We start from the raw sequence: 19,094 nt of genomic DNA on the forward strand, positions 1-19,094 counted from the left end.
TGCGGTATTGCGGCATAACGAAGGTGTCGGATATCGCAGTGCTTTATAAAGGATACTAAGGAGAGAAGATTATGAAACTGAGTAAGTCGTATTTTTATACATTGCGGGAAAACGTGAAGGATGAAGACAGTACAAGCGGAAATCTGCTGGTGCGTGCGGGAATGATCAAAAAGAGCAGCAGTGGAATTTATATGATTATGCCTATGGGGAAACGCGTACTGAAAAAGATTGAGGAAATCGTACGTGAAGAAATGGATGCCGCAGGTGCACAGGAGCTGCTCATGCCTGCCATGATACCGGAAGAAATTTATGAGAAAAGCGGACGCCGTGAGGCTTTTGGTTCCAATATGTTTGCATTAAAGGACCGCTATCAGAAAAATTATGTGCTGGGACCGACCCATGAAGAGCTGTTTACCATGGCAGCGATGATGAAGGGAAGCTCCTATAAGGATTTTCCATATAACCTGTATCAGATTCAGACAAAATTCCGTGATGAGACAAGACCGCGCTATGGCCTGATCCGTGTGCGTGAATTCATCATGAAGGACGCGTATTCCTTTGATATTGATGAAGCCGGTCTGCAGGAATCCTATATGAAGATGTTTCAAGCATATAAGAATATTATGGATCGCTGCAATCTGAACTATAAGATCGTCAAGGCGGATACCGGAGCTATGGGCGGTTCTCTGTCTGAGGAATTTCAGGCAATCACCGAAATCGGGGAGGATGTCGTGGTGACCTGTGAGGGCTGTGACTTCTCCAGTAATCTGGAAATCACCGAGGTTATCGATACCGGCAGGCCATCCGATGTAGAGGCGCTGGATATGGAAATCGTGGAAACTCCGGATGCGAAAACAATTGAGGATGTTGCGGCATTCTTCCAGAAATCCGTAAATGATTTTGTGAAAACACTGATTTATTTCATTGATGGGAAAACGATGGCCTTCCTGTTGAAGGGGGATCGGGAGCTGAATGAAACCAAGGTGCTGAAGCTGCTGCAGGCAAATGAAATGGAGCTTGCGTCCTTTGATGAGGTGGAACGTGTTACCCATGCAAGGGTTGGCTTTGCAGGTCCGATTGGACTGGAGTGTCCGATTATCATGGATCGTGAAGTGGCAAATATGAAAAACTTTATCGTTGGAGCAAACAAAACCGATCATCATATCAAAAATGTAAACCTGAAGGATTTCACAGTGGAAACCGTTGCGGATATTGCACAGGTTCATGAAGGGGATATTTGTCCGAAATGCGGAAAACCGCTGAAGTTCTGTAAGGGCATTGAGGTAGGCAACACCTTCAAGCTGGGAACCAAATATGCAAAGGCACTCGGTCTGGAATATCAGGATGTCAACAATAAGCTGCATCCTGTGGAAATGGGATGCTATGGCTTTGGTCTGGAGCGCTGCATGGCGGCAATCGTGGAACAGCATAACGATGCATCCGGTATCATCTGGCCAACAAGCGTGGCACCGTTTGAGGTCGCTGTGGTGGTTGTGTCCAGCAAGGATGATGAACAGATGCGCATTGGAAATGAGCTGTATGAGGCACTGAAAAAAGAAGGCATTGATGTTCTGCTGGATGATCGCAAGGAACGTCCGGGAGTGAAGTTCAAGGATATGGAGCTGATCGGTATTCCATACCGCATCACCGTCGGCAGAGGAATCAAGGACGGCAATGTGGAATTCCGTGCCAGAACAGCTGATGAAAACAGTGATGTTTCCCTGCATGAGATTGTTGACATGGTCAAGAAGGAATTACAGAAATAAGTCTGCGTGAGACTTTCAGGCAGTCTGAATATGCTGTGAAAAAGTTCGAAGGGGATTCGGACTTTTTTCTAAAGCTTAGAGCGCGAAGTGATGCATGCGAAGAGCAGGCTGCCTATGCAAGTGCTGAAGCTTTTAATAACTGCTGTAAGGTACATGGGAAAGGTACCTTACAGCTACAGATGAAAGCCGGTTGGATCACTTGACGATGAGAATCCCCATCATCGCTTTCTATATATGGAAGACCGAAGTGCTTCAGGATTTCAAAAAAAATACGGTCTTTTTACAAGCGTGTGACAAAATTGCGGTATACTTTTCCCGGCTCTCGCATATCATGTAATCGTTACCAGTATGCTGTGCCGACAGATGAGCACAGCTGCGAAACAGAAATTGGAATTGAAAAAGTTTTCATAAAATGAAAATATTACAAAAACTACTTTCTTATTTTTTCTTTTTATTGTATAATATAACCCGATAGGGTTATTTAACTTTATTTTCCAACTTCATTTTTGAATTTGAAAGGAGCAGATTATGAAAGAGACATTGTATTTAACAAAAGAACTTGCAATACTGAACTACAGCGCAGGATACGCACATTCCGGTGACCAGCTGCTGAATTCTTCCACGTTCAGTAATTATGTTCATAACTACCTGGATTACTTAAAAGCTGATAACGAGGCTTTATACTTCTACGCATTGAACGGCAAAACAACCAGAGAGGCAACCTTTGAAATTCTGAAGCTGTTCCGCATGCTGCGTGTATTCAAAGCGGAAGAGGTGGATTCTCCATATCTGAACGATAAAGCGAAGCTGCTGGAGTTCGTGGAGGAAATGTACAACTTCTGGAAAAAGCATCAGCGATTCTCCGTAATGTCGATCGGACAGGGAAATGCATTGCAGGATCTGACCTTTGTGGGCGCAGATTCCAGCTTTACCAGTCTGATTCTTGGATTGTACCGTAACATCGAGGAACAGATCATGGGAAGAAAAAACCGTGTATACCGTCAGCTGCAGGCTGGTACCAATGCATCGATTGCAGTGAAAAACATTGATAATCCAAAGCTGAGCCCTAAATACGATGCATTAAAGGATATCGAATTCATTCAGTCCGTTATGCTGCGGACACCGATGATCCTTCATCCGAAGTCAAACAAGCGTACCGGGATGTTTACAGAACGGGATACCAATCCGATTACGGAATTTACCGGAACACCGGATGAATGGTTCTGTTATCCATGCAAGGTCGGAAGCCTGCTTGCTTTTATCTACTTCCACCGTGACTTTATTTCCTCTGCCGTATCTCTGGCAAATCTGTTTGAGCTGGCGAATGAGGATGAGTGCCGCAAAAAACCGGATCTGATTTGTTTATTCGGTAATCAGGATGACAAGGAACAGACAACCTTCCATTATGATGCTGAGGATGATGTATGGATCGGATGTGTCAGCTATCATGAACGTATTGAATACTTCGGTTATCTGAAGAAAATGACACTGACACTGCATAACGTAAGAAAAATGCAGAAGGGCTGGCTGCCGATTCACGGAGCATTCGTCAATATTACCTTAAAGAGCGGAAAACGCAAGGGTATTATGCTGATGGGGGATTCCGGAGCAGGTAAGTCCGAATCCATTGAAGCCTTGAAAATTGCCGGTGCGGATGTCATTAAGGACATTGAGGTTGTCTTTGATGATATGGGTACCATTCATCTGGAGGACGGTGTTCCTTATGGACAGGGTACGGAAATCGGTGCCTTTATCCGTCTGGATGATCTGGATCCGGGAACCCCGTACCGTGATATGGACCGCTCCATTTTCATGAATCCGGAATCCAGCAACAATGCCCGTGTTATCACACCGGCTGCACCATATGAAATCGTAGCGATGAATCATAGAATTGACTTATTTGCCTATGCAAATAACTATGATGATAAGCTGGGGCTGCATCGTTTTGATACTCTTGAGGATGCGAAGGCAACCTGCAAGGAGGGAAAACGTATGGCCAAGGGAACGACACAGGAGGTCGGTATTTCCACAACCTACTTTGCGAACCCGTTTGGACCGATGCAGCAGCAGGAGGTTTGTGAGCCTCTGATTGACCAGATGTTTGTCGCACTGCGCGACAGCGGCTGCTTCGTCGGAGAAATTTACACCCACCTGGGACTTGATAAAGAAAACCGTGACGGTATTAATATCGCGGCCAAGGAGCTGCTGGACTTCATCGAAAAAGACTAAGTCTGTAAAGCTGCTGTTCTCCAACTGGAGACGGCAGTTTTTTTACGGTTATACTTCTATAAGGAGAATGGCTGCGGACGGACGCGGCTATTGGTATGAAGGAAGATCGGCGGGGAATACTGAAACAGATACGATATACAGGATTCTAAGATATATATACGATGAAACAAATATGTATGCATAACATAGATGATTGTATGCAATATAAAAACAATGTGAATAAAATGTATCCAAATTGTAGAAAAACACTCTTTTCGAACGGTGATATTCATAGTACAATACAGATAAGGATACAGGAGGAAATTGTATGGATATTTCAAATATTTATGATGCCAAGGAAGTATTGAAGGATGTTATTTCCAAAACACCGCTGGTGCATGCGGATAAGCTGCATGAAAATCTGTGGATCAAGGCGGAAAATCTGCAGGGAACCGGTGCCTTTAAGCTGCGTGGAGCTTACCATAAGCTGCATTCTCTGACACAAAAGGAGCGCGAGAAGGGCGTGATAGCCGCAAGTGCCGGAAACCATGCACAGGGAGTCGCTTATTCCTGCATGAAGATGGGAATCAAGGGAACGATCGTTATGCCGAAAACCGCTCCGCTATCTAAAATCGAAGCAACGCGAAGCTATGGTGTTGCGGTGGAGCTGCAGGGAGATACCTTCAATGATGCCTATGAGTATGCAAAGAATCTGCAGGAAATCACAGGCGCAGTATTTGTGGAGCCCTTCGATGATGAATATGTCATTGCCGGACAGGGAACGATCGGTCTGGAAATTCTGGATAAGCTCAGTGATGTGGATACGGTAATCGTACCGATTGGCGGGGGCGGTTTGATCAGCGGGATTGCCGTTGCAATCAAAGCAATGCGTCCCAGCTGCCGAATTATAGGCGTACAGTCCGAGCATGCACCGAGCATGAAGCAGTCGCTGGAAAAGAAGGAGATTATCAAGCTGCAGAATGTAAGTACGATTGCGGATGGAATCGCTGTAAAAACTCCGGGAAAGCTGACCTATGAGCTGTGCAGCAAGTACGTGGATGAGGTGGTAACCGTCAGTGAGGAGGAAATTGCGGCCGCCATACTGACACTGCTTGAGAAAATGAAAATGGTCGCTGAGGGAGCCGGAGCCACCAGTGTTGCGGCGGCGATGTTCGGTAAGGTGGATCTAAAGCATCACAAATGCGTTGCAGTTCTTTCCGGAGGAAATATCGATGTCAATCTGCTGTCTAAAATAATCGACCTCGGCTTGATGAAGACCGGACGCAAGGCAGTCATCAATATGAACGTTATGGATAAGCCGGGGAATCTGTCCCGTATGATTGAGCTGATATCCAGAACCGGAGCCAATATCATTTCTGTAAATCATAACCGTATTCAGAATGCCATGCTGTTTAATCAGTGCAGAGTCGGCGTTATTATTGAAACCAATGATAACAAGCATATCGCAGATGTGCTTGCAATTCTGAAAAACAACGGCTATGACCCGCATCTGGTCGAGCATGTCTGATATTTATATCGATGCGGACGGCTGTCCGGTGATTGAGGAAACCCTGCAGGCAGGAGAGGATTTCGGTTTTCCTGTAACACTGGTATGTGATACCTCCCATGTCTTTCCCTATGAGCATGTCGTTATCCTTATGGCGGATAAAGGAAGAGACAGTACGGATTTTCTGTTGCTGTCGCATGTAAAAAAGGGAGATATTGTTGTTACGCAGGATTACGGTCTGGCTGCACTGGTTCTCAGTAAGGAAGGATATCCAATCTCCTGCAATGGAGTCCCCTATACAACGGAAAATATCAATCGCCTTCTCACAATGCGTCATGTCTGCAGTGTGGAGCGTAAGCATGGCAATTATGGAAATCATGCGAAAAAGCGGACACAGCAGGACAATGAACGGTTTCTGGATGGTCTGTATGCATTGTGTGAAAGTCTGCAGGATAAATAAAAACGGATATACCGGCTGTTTTCCCCATTTGTTTGAATGGGGTATACCATAATAGAAAGCACAGAACCATTTCACAGTCCAGTGGAAGCGATTCTGTGTTTTTGCATTTAGAATCGTAGTGAATCACTGTTTTGTATAAGTCGCTGTCAAGACAGGGTGTTGGATGCCTGAACAATCAAGGAAATCACAAGCTGTCTGTGCACTGCATACACTTCACCAGCAATATTTTTCATAAAGAACACCATCAACGGTATGGTAAGCTGTCAGCTGTGTCAGTCAATCGGAGAAAGGCCTTTCAAAAGATGGCAGAGAGAACATGGGTTGCAAATTTGTAAAAAAAATGATATCGTTATGACTCGGGATTTGAAAATTCCAAAGATAAGTAGCATCGGACAATCAAGTCCGGTACCACCCCGGGAAGCTGCAGGAACGAGAAATGGAGTGAATCGTATGAAAGAGCTGTATCTGCAAAAGGTTACGTCGCAGGACATGGTGAACAAAATCAGAGGTATGCGCAGTGAAGAAATCAATACGTATCTTACGGAGCTTGGGTGTACGCTTACCTGTGAGGGTATTCGGGGGCGTCTGGAAGCCACCTACAACGATCTTGCAGTCGCGGATGCTATCTTTGAAACACAGAAGATTGACGATACCCATGCAACGTTCCCCAAAGCCTTCATCGATGAAGCGGTGCTGGAGATTGCAAGAAGAGAGGACTTCGGCTTTACCCATTACGGTCTTATATCCGATGCGATTCTGGATTTGATGGAACAGGGCAGTGAACAGGTTGCGGCGGATTTGCTGGAACAGTTCCGATTGCTGTTTAAAACTGCGAAAAGATTTCATATTGACAGCCTGGAAGCTATGATGTATCAGGTTAACGATGGCTTGGATATGATTGGTGTGGTTACCTTTCTGCTGGATATATTGATGGAGCAGGGACGCAGGGACAAGGAACAGTACCGTGTACTTATCGCATTTGTCGATAAGTTTCTGCATGTATTTTCCAAAACGAGCGATTTCTTCCGTGTCGGGATGCAGTATGAACAGGCAAAGGCATATATCGCACTAAAATCAAAAAAAGGAGAACAGATGTTTCAAAAGCTGTTAGCCACACACAGTGATGTAACCGACGTGGTGTTGCATTATGCTCTGGCATATCTGGATGATGATGAAAAACGTACACGCAGGCTTCTGGAGCGTTATGCCTCACGGCTGGATAAGGAAAGTCCGGCATATGAGGAGATTCAGGAGCTGAAAAAAGATGTATATAACTAACATGAGGTGATTTCATGCAAAAGAATTTTGTACAGCGACATGCTTTGTTCTTTTCTGTCATTGTATTCTGTTTCGTAATCGTACCCTTTATACGAAATGCCTATGCACAGGAAAAAGCAGATAAAAAGCAGCAGGCGGAAACACTGGTTATCCGTACACAGAAGCAGGCTGAAGAAAAGAAGGTCACAAAGCGACGGGTTGTTCTAGATGCCGGTCACGGCGGCTATGATGACGGCAGTGTTGCGGCGGATGGCACAAAGGAAAAAAACATTACACTGCAGCTGACGAAAAAAATCGGAAAGCTGCTGGAGAAGCAGGATGTGGATGTTGTGTATACACGAGTGCAGGACAAGGTGTCCTGGCCGTCGGATAATGAAAAGGATTTGCTGGAGCGTTCCCGCATTGCCAACACATCAAAAGCGGATTATTTTATATCGATTCATATGAATTTTTCGGATACAGCGCAGGATTCCGCAAGGGGTGCGGAAATCTGGGTAAGAGAGAGTGATGCGAAAAGCAGGGCACTGGCAAAGCAGGTAAATAAACAGCTCACGGGTCTGAAGGGGATGAAAAGCAGAGGGCTGAAGGATGAGGCGGACGCCCCGCTTTCTCTGATGGAATATACCGATATTCCGACTATTTTAGTGGAGGCAGGCTTTTTATCCAATGATGGTGACCTGTCCTATCTGAAATCAGAGAAGAATCAGGAGGCAATGGCTAAGGCGATTGCGGATGGTATTGTGCATGCATTTGATAAAGAATCATAAAATACCGCAAAATCTTTCTATTTTACTGTAAAAATGATACAATATGACTTATACTATAGGAAAAGGAGGAATATTTATGTTTGAACGCAATGAAGATTATTTTGAGCCGCAATATGCAGCAACCAGCCTGCAGAAGCATGCTGTACGTACATTTGGATGGATGACATTGGGTCTTCTGGTGACTACGGCTACTGCCTTTGCTGTATACTCCACAGATTTGATTTATTATATTTATACTATGCGATTTGCGCCACTGATTCTGATTGCCGCACAATTCGGTGTGGTCATCGCTCTGGGGGCACGTCTGATGAAGATGTCCGCCACAAGTGCCAAGATTTTATTCCTGGCGTACTCTATGCTGACCGGTATCACCTTCTCAACGCTTGCTCTTGTATACCTGCCGGGTACACTGGCTATGGCGTTTTTGATGACGACTGTGTATTTCGGAAGTCTGGCTGTCATCGGATATACGACGAAAATGAATCTGCTCCGCTTTGGACCGATTCTCTTTGGCAGCTTGCTTGCTTTGATCATCACTGAGGTTATTATGATGTTCATGGGGGCTGATACCAGCACAATGCTGATGAGTGCCATCGGTCTGTTGATTTTTACCGGACTGACTGCCTATGATGCACAGAAGATGAAGGCACTGTATGCAAGCTATGAAGGGGATGAAGAAATGCTGAAAAAGCTTTCGATCTATTCTGCTTTTGAGCTGTATTTGGATTTCATCAATATCTTCCTGTATATTCTGCGTTTTGTAGGAAACAGAGACTAGCTGTATAGGTTAATAGAATGCTTCCCGCCGTCATGAGAACGGTATGGAAGCATTTTTTTGTGTACAGGATACAAAAAAGCCAACATGTCATAAGGCATGAGGGTACTCGGCGTATGAAATCATAATCTTCTCTGAATAGGCAGGTGTATACAGTAGGCGTATATGTGTATCCTATATGGCGGTTTTCTGCAATCCGCTTTTGATTCGAATGGTTCATAGATGATACCGGCATATGAAAACAGCCGCAGTACATATCCAATATGCTGCAGCTGGTATAGTTATTTTATATGCAGATAGTTTGCGATATTCGCGTTTGGATCCAGAATCGGCTCAATGCTTCCGCACCGACTGCTCATAATCACAGCCAGTCCGGGGCCGTGTCCGCTTGTATAGGAATCCGCATGCACAACAATACCGACAGATACCGCTCCCCTGCGATAGTGCGGACCGTTGTGGTTATCATGATCCTGAATCATGACCAGATCACCAAAGCGCAGCTCATTGATTCCGAATTCCTTATTTGCCTGTGCATCCTGCGTCATAATGTCGTAATCCCCCAGCATGGTGGTCGCACTTCCCAAACCGCTTCCCATGAGATAGGCCGGAACACAGGTCACAACCGGTATTTTGATTCCCTGCTCCTCCTCTACGATTCCCAGTCCTTCAAACAGCGCTGGATCGATGTTCATCAGCTGTATCTCTTCATGATCGATCAGTTTAAGTCCCTGTCCGCAGGCTTTGATCAGCACCTTATCCTCTGTTGTCATCAGCTCCAGCGTTTCTTCATCGAAATAAACCATTACATGATCAATACCGCCATGCTTTCCGGTCACATAGCCCTCTTTGCCCTTTGCATCGCCGCTGATGACCTTCGCCCTGTTTCCGATACAGGCAAAGGCCTGCAGTGCATTGTTTTCTTTTTCTACAGGATTCTTCAGACTAACGCCCGGCTCTATGTGATCTCCTGCAATACCCATGCAGGAATCACCGATTTTATAGTTGTAAATAATACCGCCTGTCGCCATCGGGATTCTGCCATATCCGTCATAACCGACACGATATCCGTTTCCACTCATGATGGGATGATCCACCTTTCCCTGAACACTCATCACAGGCAGTGAAGCTTTATTTGTCTGCATATCAATCACTCCTTTTCCATGTTTTTACCATGCATCCATTTTACTATACCATGAAGAACTCTTCAACATGAAAACGTAATCTGTGGGTATTCTTTCCAACGCTTCCATCATTTTATGCCAGGATGCGTGTACAGCAGGCTGTACCGGAATTGCTTGAACAGGCAGCTGCAATCGAAAAACTTGAGAAATTGATAAAAATCCGCACCATAAGGAAAGTAACCCACAATTCTCACATATGCTTATGATATAATCGAACACAAAAGACAGGAGGTGATGGCATGCATAGCTGTAAGGTACAAAGTCATCCTGCCGCTCATGTGCAGCCGGCAGAATATGAGGAACAGAGGAAACGGGTATCCCTTGGTCTGTTTCCGAGTGCATTATTAAAAGCGCAGGAGCAGGTGATGGGGAAGGAACATGCATGGGAGCTGCGCTATTATCAGCGTGAATTTTCCCTTCCGCTTTCCCGCAATATCTTCGGACTGTTTACAATTCCAGTCTATATCAATCATGTACGGGCTGTTTTTGTTGTGGATACAGGAGCACAGATCAGCGGCATCAAGAGTGAAAAAATTGCACAGCTGAAGCTGAAAAAAACAGGAGGTAAACTGCAGATTGGAAGTATCGGCGGAACCCGGCGGGATATGCAGGGGCTGGTAGCGGACTCCGTCCAGCTGGGGGGACTGGAGGTTTTAAACATGGCGATGATTGCACTGGATTCCTCAGATTTTTCCCTGCGCTTCGGTAACATCGATCTGTTCGGCTTCGACGGGATTCTTGGCTGGGATATTTTGCATCAGCTTGACTTTGAGCTGGATGATGTCGCAAAGCAGTTCATCGTTTTGAAAAACAGGTTTCGGATCCCCTATCCCAATATGCTGAAGGGAAGCTTTCCCTGCTTTCTGGTAAAACGAGCCGATCAGGAGATTTCGCTGTTTGGCTTTGACAGCGGCTCCCGTGTCAGCTGGATTGGGGAACAGGCGATTCAGGAGCATGCGCTCACGGTTGTACATGAAGGCAGTGCCATGGGCTTTGGCGTGCATGGACTGGAAAGGATGGATTTAAAGATTATCAAGCAATGGACGCTTTATCTGGATAAGGCTGAAATCACCCTTAAGGATACGATGACAGGGCGGGTCAGGCTGTTTGATGATTTTGCATTTGACGGAGTATTCGGAAACGAAATCTTCAGAAAGCGCAGAATACGCATCCTGAACAGTGCCAATATGGTACTGCTGGCATAACCCTTTTCCTTTTGGAGGGCTGAAAGTCAGGGAACTGCAGGAGTTTGAACCGACGCTTCCGTTTGTATGCTTTCCACCGCCTCAGCTTCCCGGCGGTTGTTTTTTTTGTCGGATTATAGTATATTTATAGAATGAAATAGGAGGAATGAACATGATATACCATGGAACAATAACAATGGAGAACGGGGCAGAGCTTCCCTTTGAGCTGTATCCGGAGGATGCTCCGCTCACCGTTGAGAATTTCGTCAAGTTGGTGAAGGAGGGCTATTACGATGGCAAAACCTTTCACCGTGTCATTAAAAACTTTGTATCGCAGGGCGGCTGCCCATATGGAACCGGTGCCGGGGATCTGGGCTATACGATTCCCTGTGAAACGGCAAACAACCCGCATAAGCATGAGGATGGAAGCTTGTCTATGGCACATCGCGGTAAGGATACCGGCTGTTGTCAGTTTTTTATCTGCCACTGTCCGCAGCCGCATCTGGATGGGGTACATACCGTATTCGGCAAGGTGACAGACAATCTGGGCGCTGTACGCAATATGCGCAACGGCGATGTTATGAAAAAAGTGGTCATCGAGGAAGTATAAAATGGATGATGTCAAACGACTGGGAACACCGCTGCTGATCATCGTACTTTCAGCCTTTCTTACCAAACTGGTGGAAACCTGGCTGAAGGGCGGCTTTGTACATACGCTGCTGATCATCATCATGGTTGCTTCTCTGTTTATGTTCGGTGTTTCACTGAATCGTAAAAAGCGAAGCAATGCTGTTTTTCGCAAGGTGGTCGCAATCGTTATCGTTCTGCTGCTGCTCTTTATGCAGCTGGGTTATCTGGATCTTGCCATTGTGAACCGCTGGTTTGCATACCTTGGCATGGGGTCCTTTTACATCAATATGCTATATATATTCTGCGGCTATCTGTTCGTGGATTAGGAGGCGGCTATGTTTGGATTTTCTTTTGATAAAACAATGGAGGAAGTAAAGCAGGAGCTGGATGCAGGGAAAGACATCCAGCTGATCGACGTGCGGGAAACGGATGAATATCGGGATGGTCATATTCCCGGAGCGGATCACCTTGCCCTGAGTGAGCTGGAAGACAGGGCAGCTGCTGTTGTGGCGAAAGGGAAGCCGCATTATCTGTACTGCCGCAGCGGGCAGCGTTCCAGGACGGCATTGAAGAAGCTGCGGGCTCTTGGTTATGATGAGCTGTATAACATCGGCGGTATCGTTCACTGGCCCTATGAACAAAAAACAGGGAGTCAGAAATGAGGACAGCACGCCGTATGCGTTTGCAGGGAGCCGGCAATGTACGGGATCTCGGCGGCTATCCCTGTGGGGAAACGATAACGGCATGGCAGTGCTGCTATCGCAGTGATATGCTGAATAACCTGACACAGGAGGACTGGAAAAAGCTGCAGGAAGCTGATATTCAGCTGATTCTGGACCTTCGCAGCAAAACGGAACAGATACAGGCACCCTATGACAGCGAACGCTATGGAATTGCGCGGGTATCGCTTCCCTTTATGAAGGAGGAGGTGCCACTTGCGGATTCATTGGATGAGCAGGCTCAAAAGAGGTTCCTTGACAGTATGAAGCTGGATTATGTGGATATGGTGAGAGCAGTACCGGAGGCGGTATGTGCAGCACTTCGCCATATACGAAATACAAGAAAAGCGGGACATGCGGTCTTGTTTCACTGTACGGCAGGCAAGGATCGCACCGGCATACTGGCAGCACTCCTGCTGAAGCTGTGCGGTGTATGCAATGAGGATATCCTTGCGGATTATCAGGTGTCCGCCACCTATAATGCATTGGGTGTAAACCGGATGCTTCCGGCGGATGTAATGGCGATCCCGGCAGTGCGCGCATTGCTTGACAGCACACCGGACATGCTGCAGCCGCTGCTCACCATGCTGGATGAAGCAGGCTGTTTTTCCTATCTGAAATCCATCGGCATGCGTCAGGATGAGCTGGAAGAGCTGTCTGCACTGCTGCAGGAGCCGTAACGAGCCAGTGCATGCAGGAACCTCATGCTTACTGACAGCTACGCAAATACCACTGTATGTGCAGGTCTGAAATGTCATTGCGACATTCTCCTGCAGATACAGTTTTTTTGTATCGGCGCATATAAAAAAGAAAAACCATACAGCCGAAGCTGCATGGTTTGGATGGTTAGTCTGCTGTTTTCTGACGGACAAGCTCAAAGGCGAAGATTGCCGTAGATGCCGCTGCCGTCATGGCATTGCGGAAATCCTGACGATAGGGAATAAACAGATTCTGGTCGCTGTGATTTTGCACATGCTTACTCAACCCGCGCATTTCACCGCCGATTGCCAGACACAGCTTTAAAGGAAAGGCATAGTCATACAGGGAGATTGCATCCTTGCGCTGTGCACATATAAGCTGTATGTCTGCCTGCTTCATTTCATGAAGCAGAGCCTCCATATCCGTTGCGACAATCAGATTCAGATATTCACTGGCGCCTGCACTGGCTTTGGTAACAACTCCTGCAGCAGTAGTCCAGTTCCGCGGTGGAATGATGACGCCGTCGCAGCCTGCCGCATACAGCGTACGCAGTATGTAGCCGAAATTAAAGGGATCCTCCACCCCCTCGATCAGTGCCAGAAAAACTGAATCCTTTTCAGCGACAGCCTGCAGTGTCTGAAAGCTGCGCTCCCCGCAAAGTGCCAGCAGCCCGCCATGCGTTTTTCCCTGTGCAAGCTCATCAATGGCTTCCCGGCTGTTTTGTTCGATCGGGATATTGCGCTGTGCTGCCTGACGAAGAATAAAGGCGGTATCGCGATCCTTTTTCTTCTCATCGACCATGATTTTTATGATATCCCGCTTCTGAGCGAGTAAAACGGCTTTTACAGAGATATTCCCCTCTACGATATATTGTTCCATACAACAACCTCACTTTTCCTGTTTCTATATTATATAGGAGATGCCGCAACTTTAAAAGGGAATTCTTCAATTCTCGTACGATTCATGGTATGATACTCATGTTGAAGATGAGGAGGGATATCATGAAGGTTGCCGTTGTGACCATGCATGTCAAACAGGGAAAATGTGAGGAAAACGTTTCCTATATGAAACAGATGATTCAGAAGGCCAGAGAGGAACAGGCGGATATGATCGTATTTCCGCAGAATGCCGTCAGCGGATATCTGCTCGGTGATCAGTGGCTGGATGATGACTGGTGCCGCTATGTGGACAGCTTCAATGAAGCACTGCTTGCGGAAAGTGAGGATATTGCCATTGTCTGGGGAAATATCCGCTATCGCAATCGCAGAAGATTCAATGCGGCATTTTTTGCGTATCGCAAGCAGACGCATATGCGGGTTAAGCGGAATACGCCCTATACGGATGATGCGCGCTATTTCGAGGAAAACCCGATCAACAGCGCCATTGAATTTAAGGGACACGTCTTTGCATTGAATTTTGGACGTGAGGTTCAGTTAACAGATATCAATATCAATCTGGATGCCGCAATGTACGAGCTTGATCAGACATACAGCTTAAAGGGCAATGTCATTTATGCCAATGCCCTCGGTATGCAGAACAGTGGCAAGGATGTTGTGGTCATGGCCGGAGGCAGCGGTGTCCGCATGAAGAAGAAAACCATTTATCAGGCTGCTTGGTTTCATGAGGAAATGCAGATTGTAGATCTTGCGGAAACAAGGGAAGTGGAATCCACACAGCCGCAGCTGCTGGATGCGCTGCTTCTGGGAATCCGGGATTTTGATGCGCAGATATTTAATCGTGCAATTCCCTGGATCGTCGGTATGAGCGGTGGGTTGGACAGCAGTGTGACGGCTGCACTACTGGTTGCCGCCCTGGGGCCAAAGCGTGTTTACGGCTATAACATAGCAACACGCCACAACAGTACGACGACCATTTCCAATGCTGCTGCGGAGGCGAAGGCTCTGGGCATTGCATATCAGGAGGGAAACATGGAAACACTCGTGCAGGCAAGTGTTGAGCTGTTTCATAAGGAATACGGCTACGCGGTGGAAGCAATGCCTTCGCTGGTAATGGAAAATGTACAGGCACGCTCCCGCGGTTATCTGTTAAGCGGCTTTGCAGGTATTCTAGGCGGTGTTGTTGTGAATAATGGGAATAAGGTGGAAACCGCTCTGGGCTATTGTACCCTCTACGGGGACAGCATCGGGGCATTGTCGCTCATCGGTGATTTGACCAAGGTGCAGCTGTTTGATTTGTCAAAAGCATTGAATGCGCACTTCGGCAAAGAGGTGGTGCCGCTGAATCTGCTGCCGTGCGTGCATGAGCATGGGATGGATTGGACAATGCCGCCGAGTGCGGAATTGAAGGATGCACAGTTTGATCCGATGAAATGGTTCTATCATGATTATCTCATCGAGCATCTGGGTACAGACCTCAGCCTTCGCTCATTTATGGAGAGCTATGCAGACGGCAGTATCTGGAAGCAGGACATTGCACGCTGGATGAAATATTATCATCTCGATGACCCGGATGCCTTTTTAAAGGATTTGGAGTGGCTGCTGACCACCAGGGCAAAAAACGCTTTCAAGCGTCTTCAGCTGCCACCGCTGTTAAGTGTGCATAAACGAACACTGGCCAATACGAGGGAAGCGCAGATGCGTGAGGACCGCTATGTGTTTGAAGAGCTGAAGCAGAGGATCCTGAATGACTAATACTTTCGAATTTGTAAGAAATGAAACAGAATTTTCATGATAGAATAGATAGGGATGGAGGCGATTTATATGAAATTTAGATTAACCGAGGACATGAGAAAGAAAATATGGCTGTATGTGATTGTGATCGCCATAGGAATCAGCATATATTTCGCTTTCGATAAAATTGATTTCATCATTCGCTCACTCAGACGCGTCTGTTCTCTGACAACACCGTTTATCCTTGGATTTGCGATAGCATTTCTGTTAAATAAACCGATGGAGCTGATTGAAGTAAAGCTGCTTGGAAGGCTCCGCATGAAGCCGCAGCATAAACGAAGCATTGCCGCCGTACTGGCGGTTCTGCTTGGAATCATCATTGTATGTGCCTTTCTGGCACTGCTGCTGCCGCAGCTGTTTGACAGCATCTTTTCCCTGGTGAAGGCATTTCCGGGCTATGTGGAGGATTTCCAGAAATTTGCATTGGATTTTGTTGAAAAGTATGCCATTGATACCCAGCAGGTCACCAATTACATTACGGATACCGATTTCTTTGAAAAGCTTACCGGCTTTGTAACGGATGCACTACCGCAGATGGCAAAGGCCACCTATGCCTTTGGAAGCACACTGCTGAACATCCTGCTGAGTATTATGGCTGGTCTGTATATGCTGATCGACAAGGAACGTCTGTCCGGCTATGCAAAAAAAATCAACTATGCACTGTTTCCGAAGGAAATCAGCGAGTATCTGCATCGTATGGTACTGGCAAGCGGTGATATCTTCAATAACTTTATCGTGGGAAAGGCGATCGATTCCCTGATCATCGGAATCCTCTGCTATATCGGATCTCTGATTTTTCAGTTTCCGTATGCACTGCTGTTATCGGTGATCGTCGGTGTTACCAATATGATTCCGGTATTCGGACCGTTTATCGGTGCTGTACCGGGGATTGTAATTCTCTTCATCATACATCCGATTACCGCATTATACTTTGCACTCTTTGTCTTCGCCCTGCAGCAGTTTGACGGCAATATTCTGGGACCGCTGATTCTGGGGGATAAGCTGGGACTGCCTAGTATCGGTATTCTGTTCTCCGTCTGTGTAGGGGGCGGACTGTTCGGTATCATCGGTATGTTTATCGGTGTACCATGCTTTGCTGTGATTTATATGGCGGTGAAGGAATTTGTAAATTACCGTTTAAAGAAAAAAGAAATTGATCTGGAGAGTATTTCCAGAGAAATGAAGAAGGAAGCGCTGGAGATTGAAGAGCGTATGGAGCAATTGGAAGAATAAAGGCAAGCGGGGATTCTGTGTTCAACAGGCACCGCTTTTCTTTTGGGAGGATCATATGCTGAAAACAGATAGATGCAGTATATATGAAATAAAGGAATCGGATTTAGCGGATGTACGAATTCTTTTTACAGATGATGAGGTACGTACCTATCTTGGTGGTGCTTATGATAAGGCCAGTGCAGAGGAAAAGCTCCGCAATATGATGATGGGGATAGACAATCAGGGCTTTACAGTGCGCAGGACAAGTGATTCTGATTGAAATCGGACCTTATCATAATGGCATGGAGCAGGAGATTTCCTATCAGTTTGCACCGGAGGTTTGGGGACAGGGCTATGCGAAAGAGGCAATCCAGGCTGTTCTTGTATTTCTTTCAGAACAGGGAACGCTGGAAAGCATCCTAGCAGAAACGCAAAAGAAGAACATTCGCTCCTGCAGACTGCTGGAGGCTCTGGGCTTCAAAATGCGGGAATCTTTGATACGCTTCCGCCAGCCGCAGGTGGTATATATGAAGCGGTTATGCAAAAGTATCAAAGCGTCTAAGGCATTTAATGAAATGCTTGAATAGAAGTAAGCGGGTAGTGCCTGAATGCAGTATAGGATAGTGAATGGGGAATCTCCTGAATCGGATAAGAAAAAGAGGCTTCTAAAGCATTGCTGTACGCAATGGTTTAAGAAGCTTTTATCATCTGTTACGATGAGACTCTATACATCCTGATTTAGCGGATAGCGGGGTTCCATGCGCCGCCTTACTTTGCACTGAATATTTCCAGTGTCTTTTCATAGGCGAAGATACCCTTTAGATGGTGCATCTGGAACCGTTCGCAGAAGTAGTCGCATTTGCATAAAAGCAGATAATAGATTGGCAGGCCGCAGCCATACAGGGATTCAAAGTTTGCCTGTCCCTTGGCGATAATCATATCGCTGGATGCAAGTAGTGCTCGTGCGTCTTCACCAATATGACGCAAATCGCAGCCGGCAAGCGGTACCTGGCTGCTTGTACATGTACACACCTCATCCAGATGTATCTGCCGGACATCACGCATCGTCGCGTCATTGAGCACCTCGCCGCCGCGTACCATGACCGCGATCTGTAAATGCGGAAAGTGCTTTTGCAGCTGCAGTATGAGTAGCTTATCCAGTACGATTTCTCCGCAGTTATCACAAAGATAGAGCAGACTGCTGCTATTTGCCGCCTGTGATAGGAAGCGTTGATAGACACTAGCATCCAGTGTTTCCTCTTTTACCTGCTTCAACAGGGAGTACAGAATATCCTCATCCACATGATCCATGGCACCAAAATCGATGTAATTGCCGCAGCGGGCAAGCCGCAGAGCATAGGAAAGAGGATCAAACTCCTGCTCAATGGCATTTTTCAGCATCGGCTCCATTTCTAGCAGGATGGTATTGAAATACGTTTTTATTTTCGCATAATCCGGAAGACTTCTTGGAACAGGTGGCTGTAGCTGACGAATCTGATCGGAAATCCAAGGCATTGTATCTGCGGGGTCTGCCTCCAGCATGATCCGCATGACGTCCTTGAGATACTCTGCTTTCTGATGCTCATCCAAACAGGCCCGTATGCCTGCCTCCTCTTTATTTAAAAGACATAGAATACAGCGGGAACTGATATTCATAACATCACCTCTGTCTCTAAGTATAGCATGCTCCTGCGCAAAAAGACACCTTGTGTTCCTTATCCTGTGAAGGGTTTATCATAACTGCAGGCTGTATCAGAAAGTAAGGTGTTCATTTGAAGCACTTCCTGCAGATTGCTGTGAATTTGATATCAGCCGGTATGCATAGGATGCGCATACCGGTTCAGCATTTGACTGTATACATAAGTAGGACCCTATAAACGGATATATCAGACACAGCTGAAAAAGGGAGGGATGAAAAAAGACACCATTCGGTGCAATGTCATTAAGTTAAAGAAAAATAGATGAGAGACATTTATACAAAAAGTATAGGTGTCTTTTTTATTTAGGCTTGACAAAAT

19 protein-coding genes are annotated in these 19,094 nt (G+C 46.3%); 16 read left to right on the plus strand and 3 right to left on the minus strand.

Going from position 1 to position 19,094, the window contains the following annotated elements; genetic code table 11:
- The first annotated feature begins 71 nt into the window (after positions 1-71).
- From ACESPQ_RS06455 to ACESPQ_RS06485, 7 genes are all read left to right on the plus strand, one after another.
- A complete protein-coding gene (locus ACESPQ_RS06455; protein WP_257334305.1) occupies positions 72-1,766 on the plus strand; it encodes a proline--tRNA ligase in 1,695 nt (564 codons plus the stop codon).
- A gap of 528 nt (positions 1,767-2,294) precedes the next feature.
- A complete protein-coding gene (locus ACESPQ_RS06460; protein WP_002608338.1) occupies positions 2,295-3,995 on the plus strand; it encodes a hypothetical protein in 1,701 nt (566 codons plus the stop codon).
- A 307-nt stretch (positions 3,996-4,302) separates the two neighbouring features.
- Positions 4,303-5,502, plus strand: a complete 1,200-nt coding sequence (gene ilvA / locus ACESPQ_RS06465; RefSeq protein WP_002608339.1) for a threonine ammonia-lyase — start codon at positions 4,303-4,305, stop codon at positions 5,500-5,502.
- Complete coding sequence (locus tag ACESPQ_RS06470; protein WP_002608340.1) at positions 5,495-5,941, plus strand: YaiI/YqxD family protein; 447 nt, start codon at positions 5,495-5,497, stop codon at positions 5,939-5,941. The genes ilvA and ACESPQ_RS06470 overlap by 8 nt, the downstream gene beginning before the upstream one ends.
- A 450-nt stretch (positions 5,942-6,391) precedes the next feature.
- Positions 6,392-7,219, plus strand: a complete 828-nt coding sequence (locus ACESPQ_RS06475) for a hypothetical protein (RefSeq protein WP_002608341.1) — start codon at positions 6,392-6,394, stop codon at positions 7,217-7,219.
- 14 nt (positions 7,220-7,233) lie between these two features.
- A complete protein-coding gene (locus ACESPQ_RS06480) occupies positions 7,234-7,986 on the plus strand; it encodes an N-acetylmuramoyl-L-alanine amidase family protein (RefSeq protein ID WP_009269451.1) in 753 nt (250 codons plus the stop codon).
- A gap of 76 nt (positions 7,987-8,062) precedes the next feature.
- A complete protein-coding gene (locus ACESPQ_RS06485; RefSeq protein ID WP_008819033.1) occupies positions 8,063-8,764 on the plus strand; it encodes a Bax inhibitor-1/YccA family protein in 702 nt (233 codons plus the stop codon).
- A gap of 278 nt (positions 8,765-9,042) precedes the next feature.
- On the opposite strand, the gene ACESPQ_RS06490 is transcribed toward ACESPQ_RS06485, so the two are convergent.
- Positions 9,043-9,903 (minus strand): DUF4438 domain-containing protein, encoded by an 861-nt coding sequence (locus tag ACESPQ_RS06490; protein ID WP_002608344.1) that lies wholly within the window; start codon positions 9,901-9,903, stop codon positions 9,043-9,045.
- Positions 9,904-10,181: 278 nt separating this feature from the next.
- On the opposite strand from ACESPQ_RS06490, the gene ACESPQ_RS06495 reads away from it, so the two are divergent.
- From ACESPQ_RS06495 to ACESPQ_RS06515, 5 genes are all read left to right on the plus strand, one after another.
- Positions 10,182-11,147: a retropepsin-like aspartic protease gene (locus tag ACESPQ_RS06495; RefSeq protein WP_074747584.1), complete on the plus strand. Its 966-nt coding sequence runs from the start codon at positions 10,182-10,184 to the stop codon at positions 11,145-11,147.
- Between the two features lie 151 nt (positions 11,148-11,298).
- Complete coding sequence (locus ACESPQ_RS06500) at positions 11,299-11,736, plus strand: peptidylprolyl isomerase (protein WP_002608346.1); 438 nt, start codon at positions 11,299-11,301, stop codon at positions 11,734-11,736.
- 1 nt (position 11,737) lies between these two features.
- Complete coding sequence (locus ACESPQ_RS06505; RefSeq protein ID WP_002608347.1) at positions 11,738-12,082, plus strand: hypothetical protein; 345 nt, start codon at positions 11,738-11,740, stop codon at positions 12,080-12,082.
- A 9-nt stretch (positions 12,083-12,091) separates the two neighbouring features.
- Positions 12,092-12,418, plus strand: a complete 327-nt coding sequence (locus ACESPQ_RS06510; RefSeq protein WP_002608348.1) for a rhodanese-like domain-containing protein — start codon at positions 12,092-12,094, stop codon at positions 12,416-12,418.
- On the plus strand, positions 12,415-13,155 hold the full coding sequence (locus tag ACESPQ_RS06515; protein ID WP_008819029.1) for a tyrosine-protein phosphatase: 741 nt from the start codon (positions 12,415-12,417) through the stop codon (positions 13,153-13,155). The genes ACESPQ_RS06510 and ACESPQ_RS06515 overlap by 4 nt, the downstream gene beginning before the upstream one ends.
- 166 nt (positions 13,156-13,321) lie before the next feature.
- Here the strand turns inward: ACESPQ_RS06515 and ACESPQ_RS06520 are convergent, their stop codons facing one another.
- Positions 13,322-14,053 (minus strand): TrmH family RNA methyltransferase, encoded by a 732-nt coding sequence (locus ACESPQ_RS06520; RefSeq protein ID WP_002608350.1) that lies wholly within the window; start codon positions 14,051-14,053, stop codon positions 13,322-13,324.
- Positions 14,054-14,175: 122 nt separating this feature from the next.
- Between ACESPQ_RS06520 and nadE the strand changes: the two genes are divergently transcribed.
- The 4 genes from nadE to ACESPQ_RS06540 all read left to right on the plus strand — a co-directional run bounded on the left by nadE (position 14,176) and on the right by ACESPQ_RS06540 (position 17,663).
- A complete protein-coding gene (gene nadE / locus ACESPQ_RS06525; protein ID WP_109770376.1) occupies positions 14,176-15,825 on the plus strand; it encodes an NAD(+) synthase in 1,650 nt (549 codons plus the stop codon).
- 69 nt (positions 15,826-15,894) lie between these two features.
- The gene (locus tag ACESPQ_RS06530; protein ID WP_002608352.1) at positions 15,895-17,097 is read left to right on the plus strand and encodes an AI-2E family transporter; all 1,203 of its coding nucleotides are present in this window, start codon (positions 15,895-15,897) and stop codon (positions 17,095-17,097) included.
- Positions 17,098-17,152: 55 nt separating this feature from the next.
- A complete protein-coding gene (locus tag ACESPQ_RS06535) occupies positions 17,153-17,356 on the plus strand; it encodes a hypothetical protein (protein ID WP_233105621.1) in 204 nt (67 codons plus the stop codon).
- On the plus strand, positions 17,343-17,663 hold the full coding sequence (locus ACESPQ_RS06540; protein WP_233105622.1) for a GNAT family N-acetyltransferase: 321 nt from the start codon (positions 17,343-17,345) through the stop codon (positions 17,661-17,663). The genes ACESPQ_RS06535 and ACESPQ_RS06540 overlap by 14 nt, the downstream gene beginning before the upstream one ends.
- Positions 17,664-17,844: 181 nt before the next feature.
- Here the strand turns inward: ACESPQ_RS06540 and ACESPQ_RS06545 are convergent, their stop codons facing one another.
- Positions 17,845-18,732: an ARMT1-like domain-containing protein gene (locus ACESPQ_RS06545; RefSeq protein ID WP_257271132.1), complete on the minus strand. Its 888-nt coding sequence runs from the start codon at positions 18,730-18,732 to the stop codon at positions 17,845-17,847.
- Positions 18,733-19,094 lie beyond the last annotated feature (362 nt).

This window comes from Clostridium sp. HGF2, assembly GCF_964240115.1.
Taxonomy (GTDB): domain Bacteria; phylum Bacillota_I; class Bacilli_A; order Erysipelotrichales; family Erysipelotrichaceae; genus Clostridium_AQ; species Clostridium_AQ innocuum.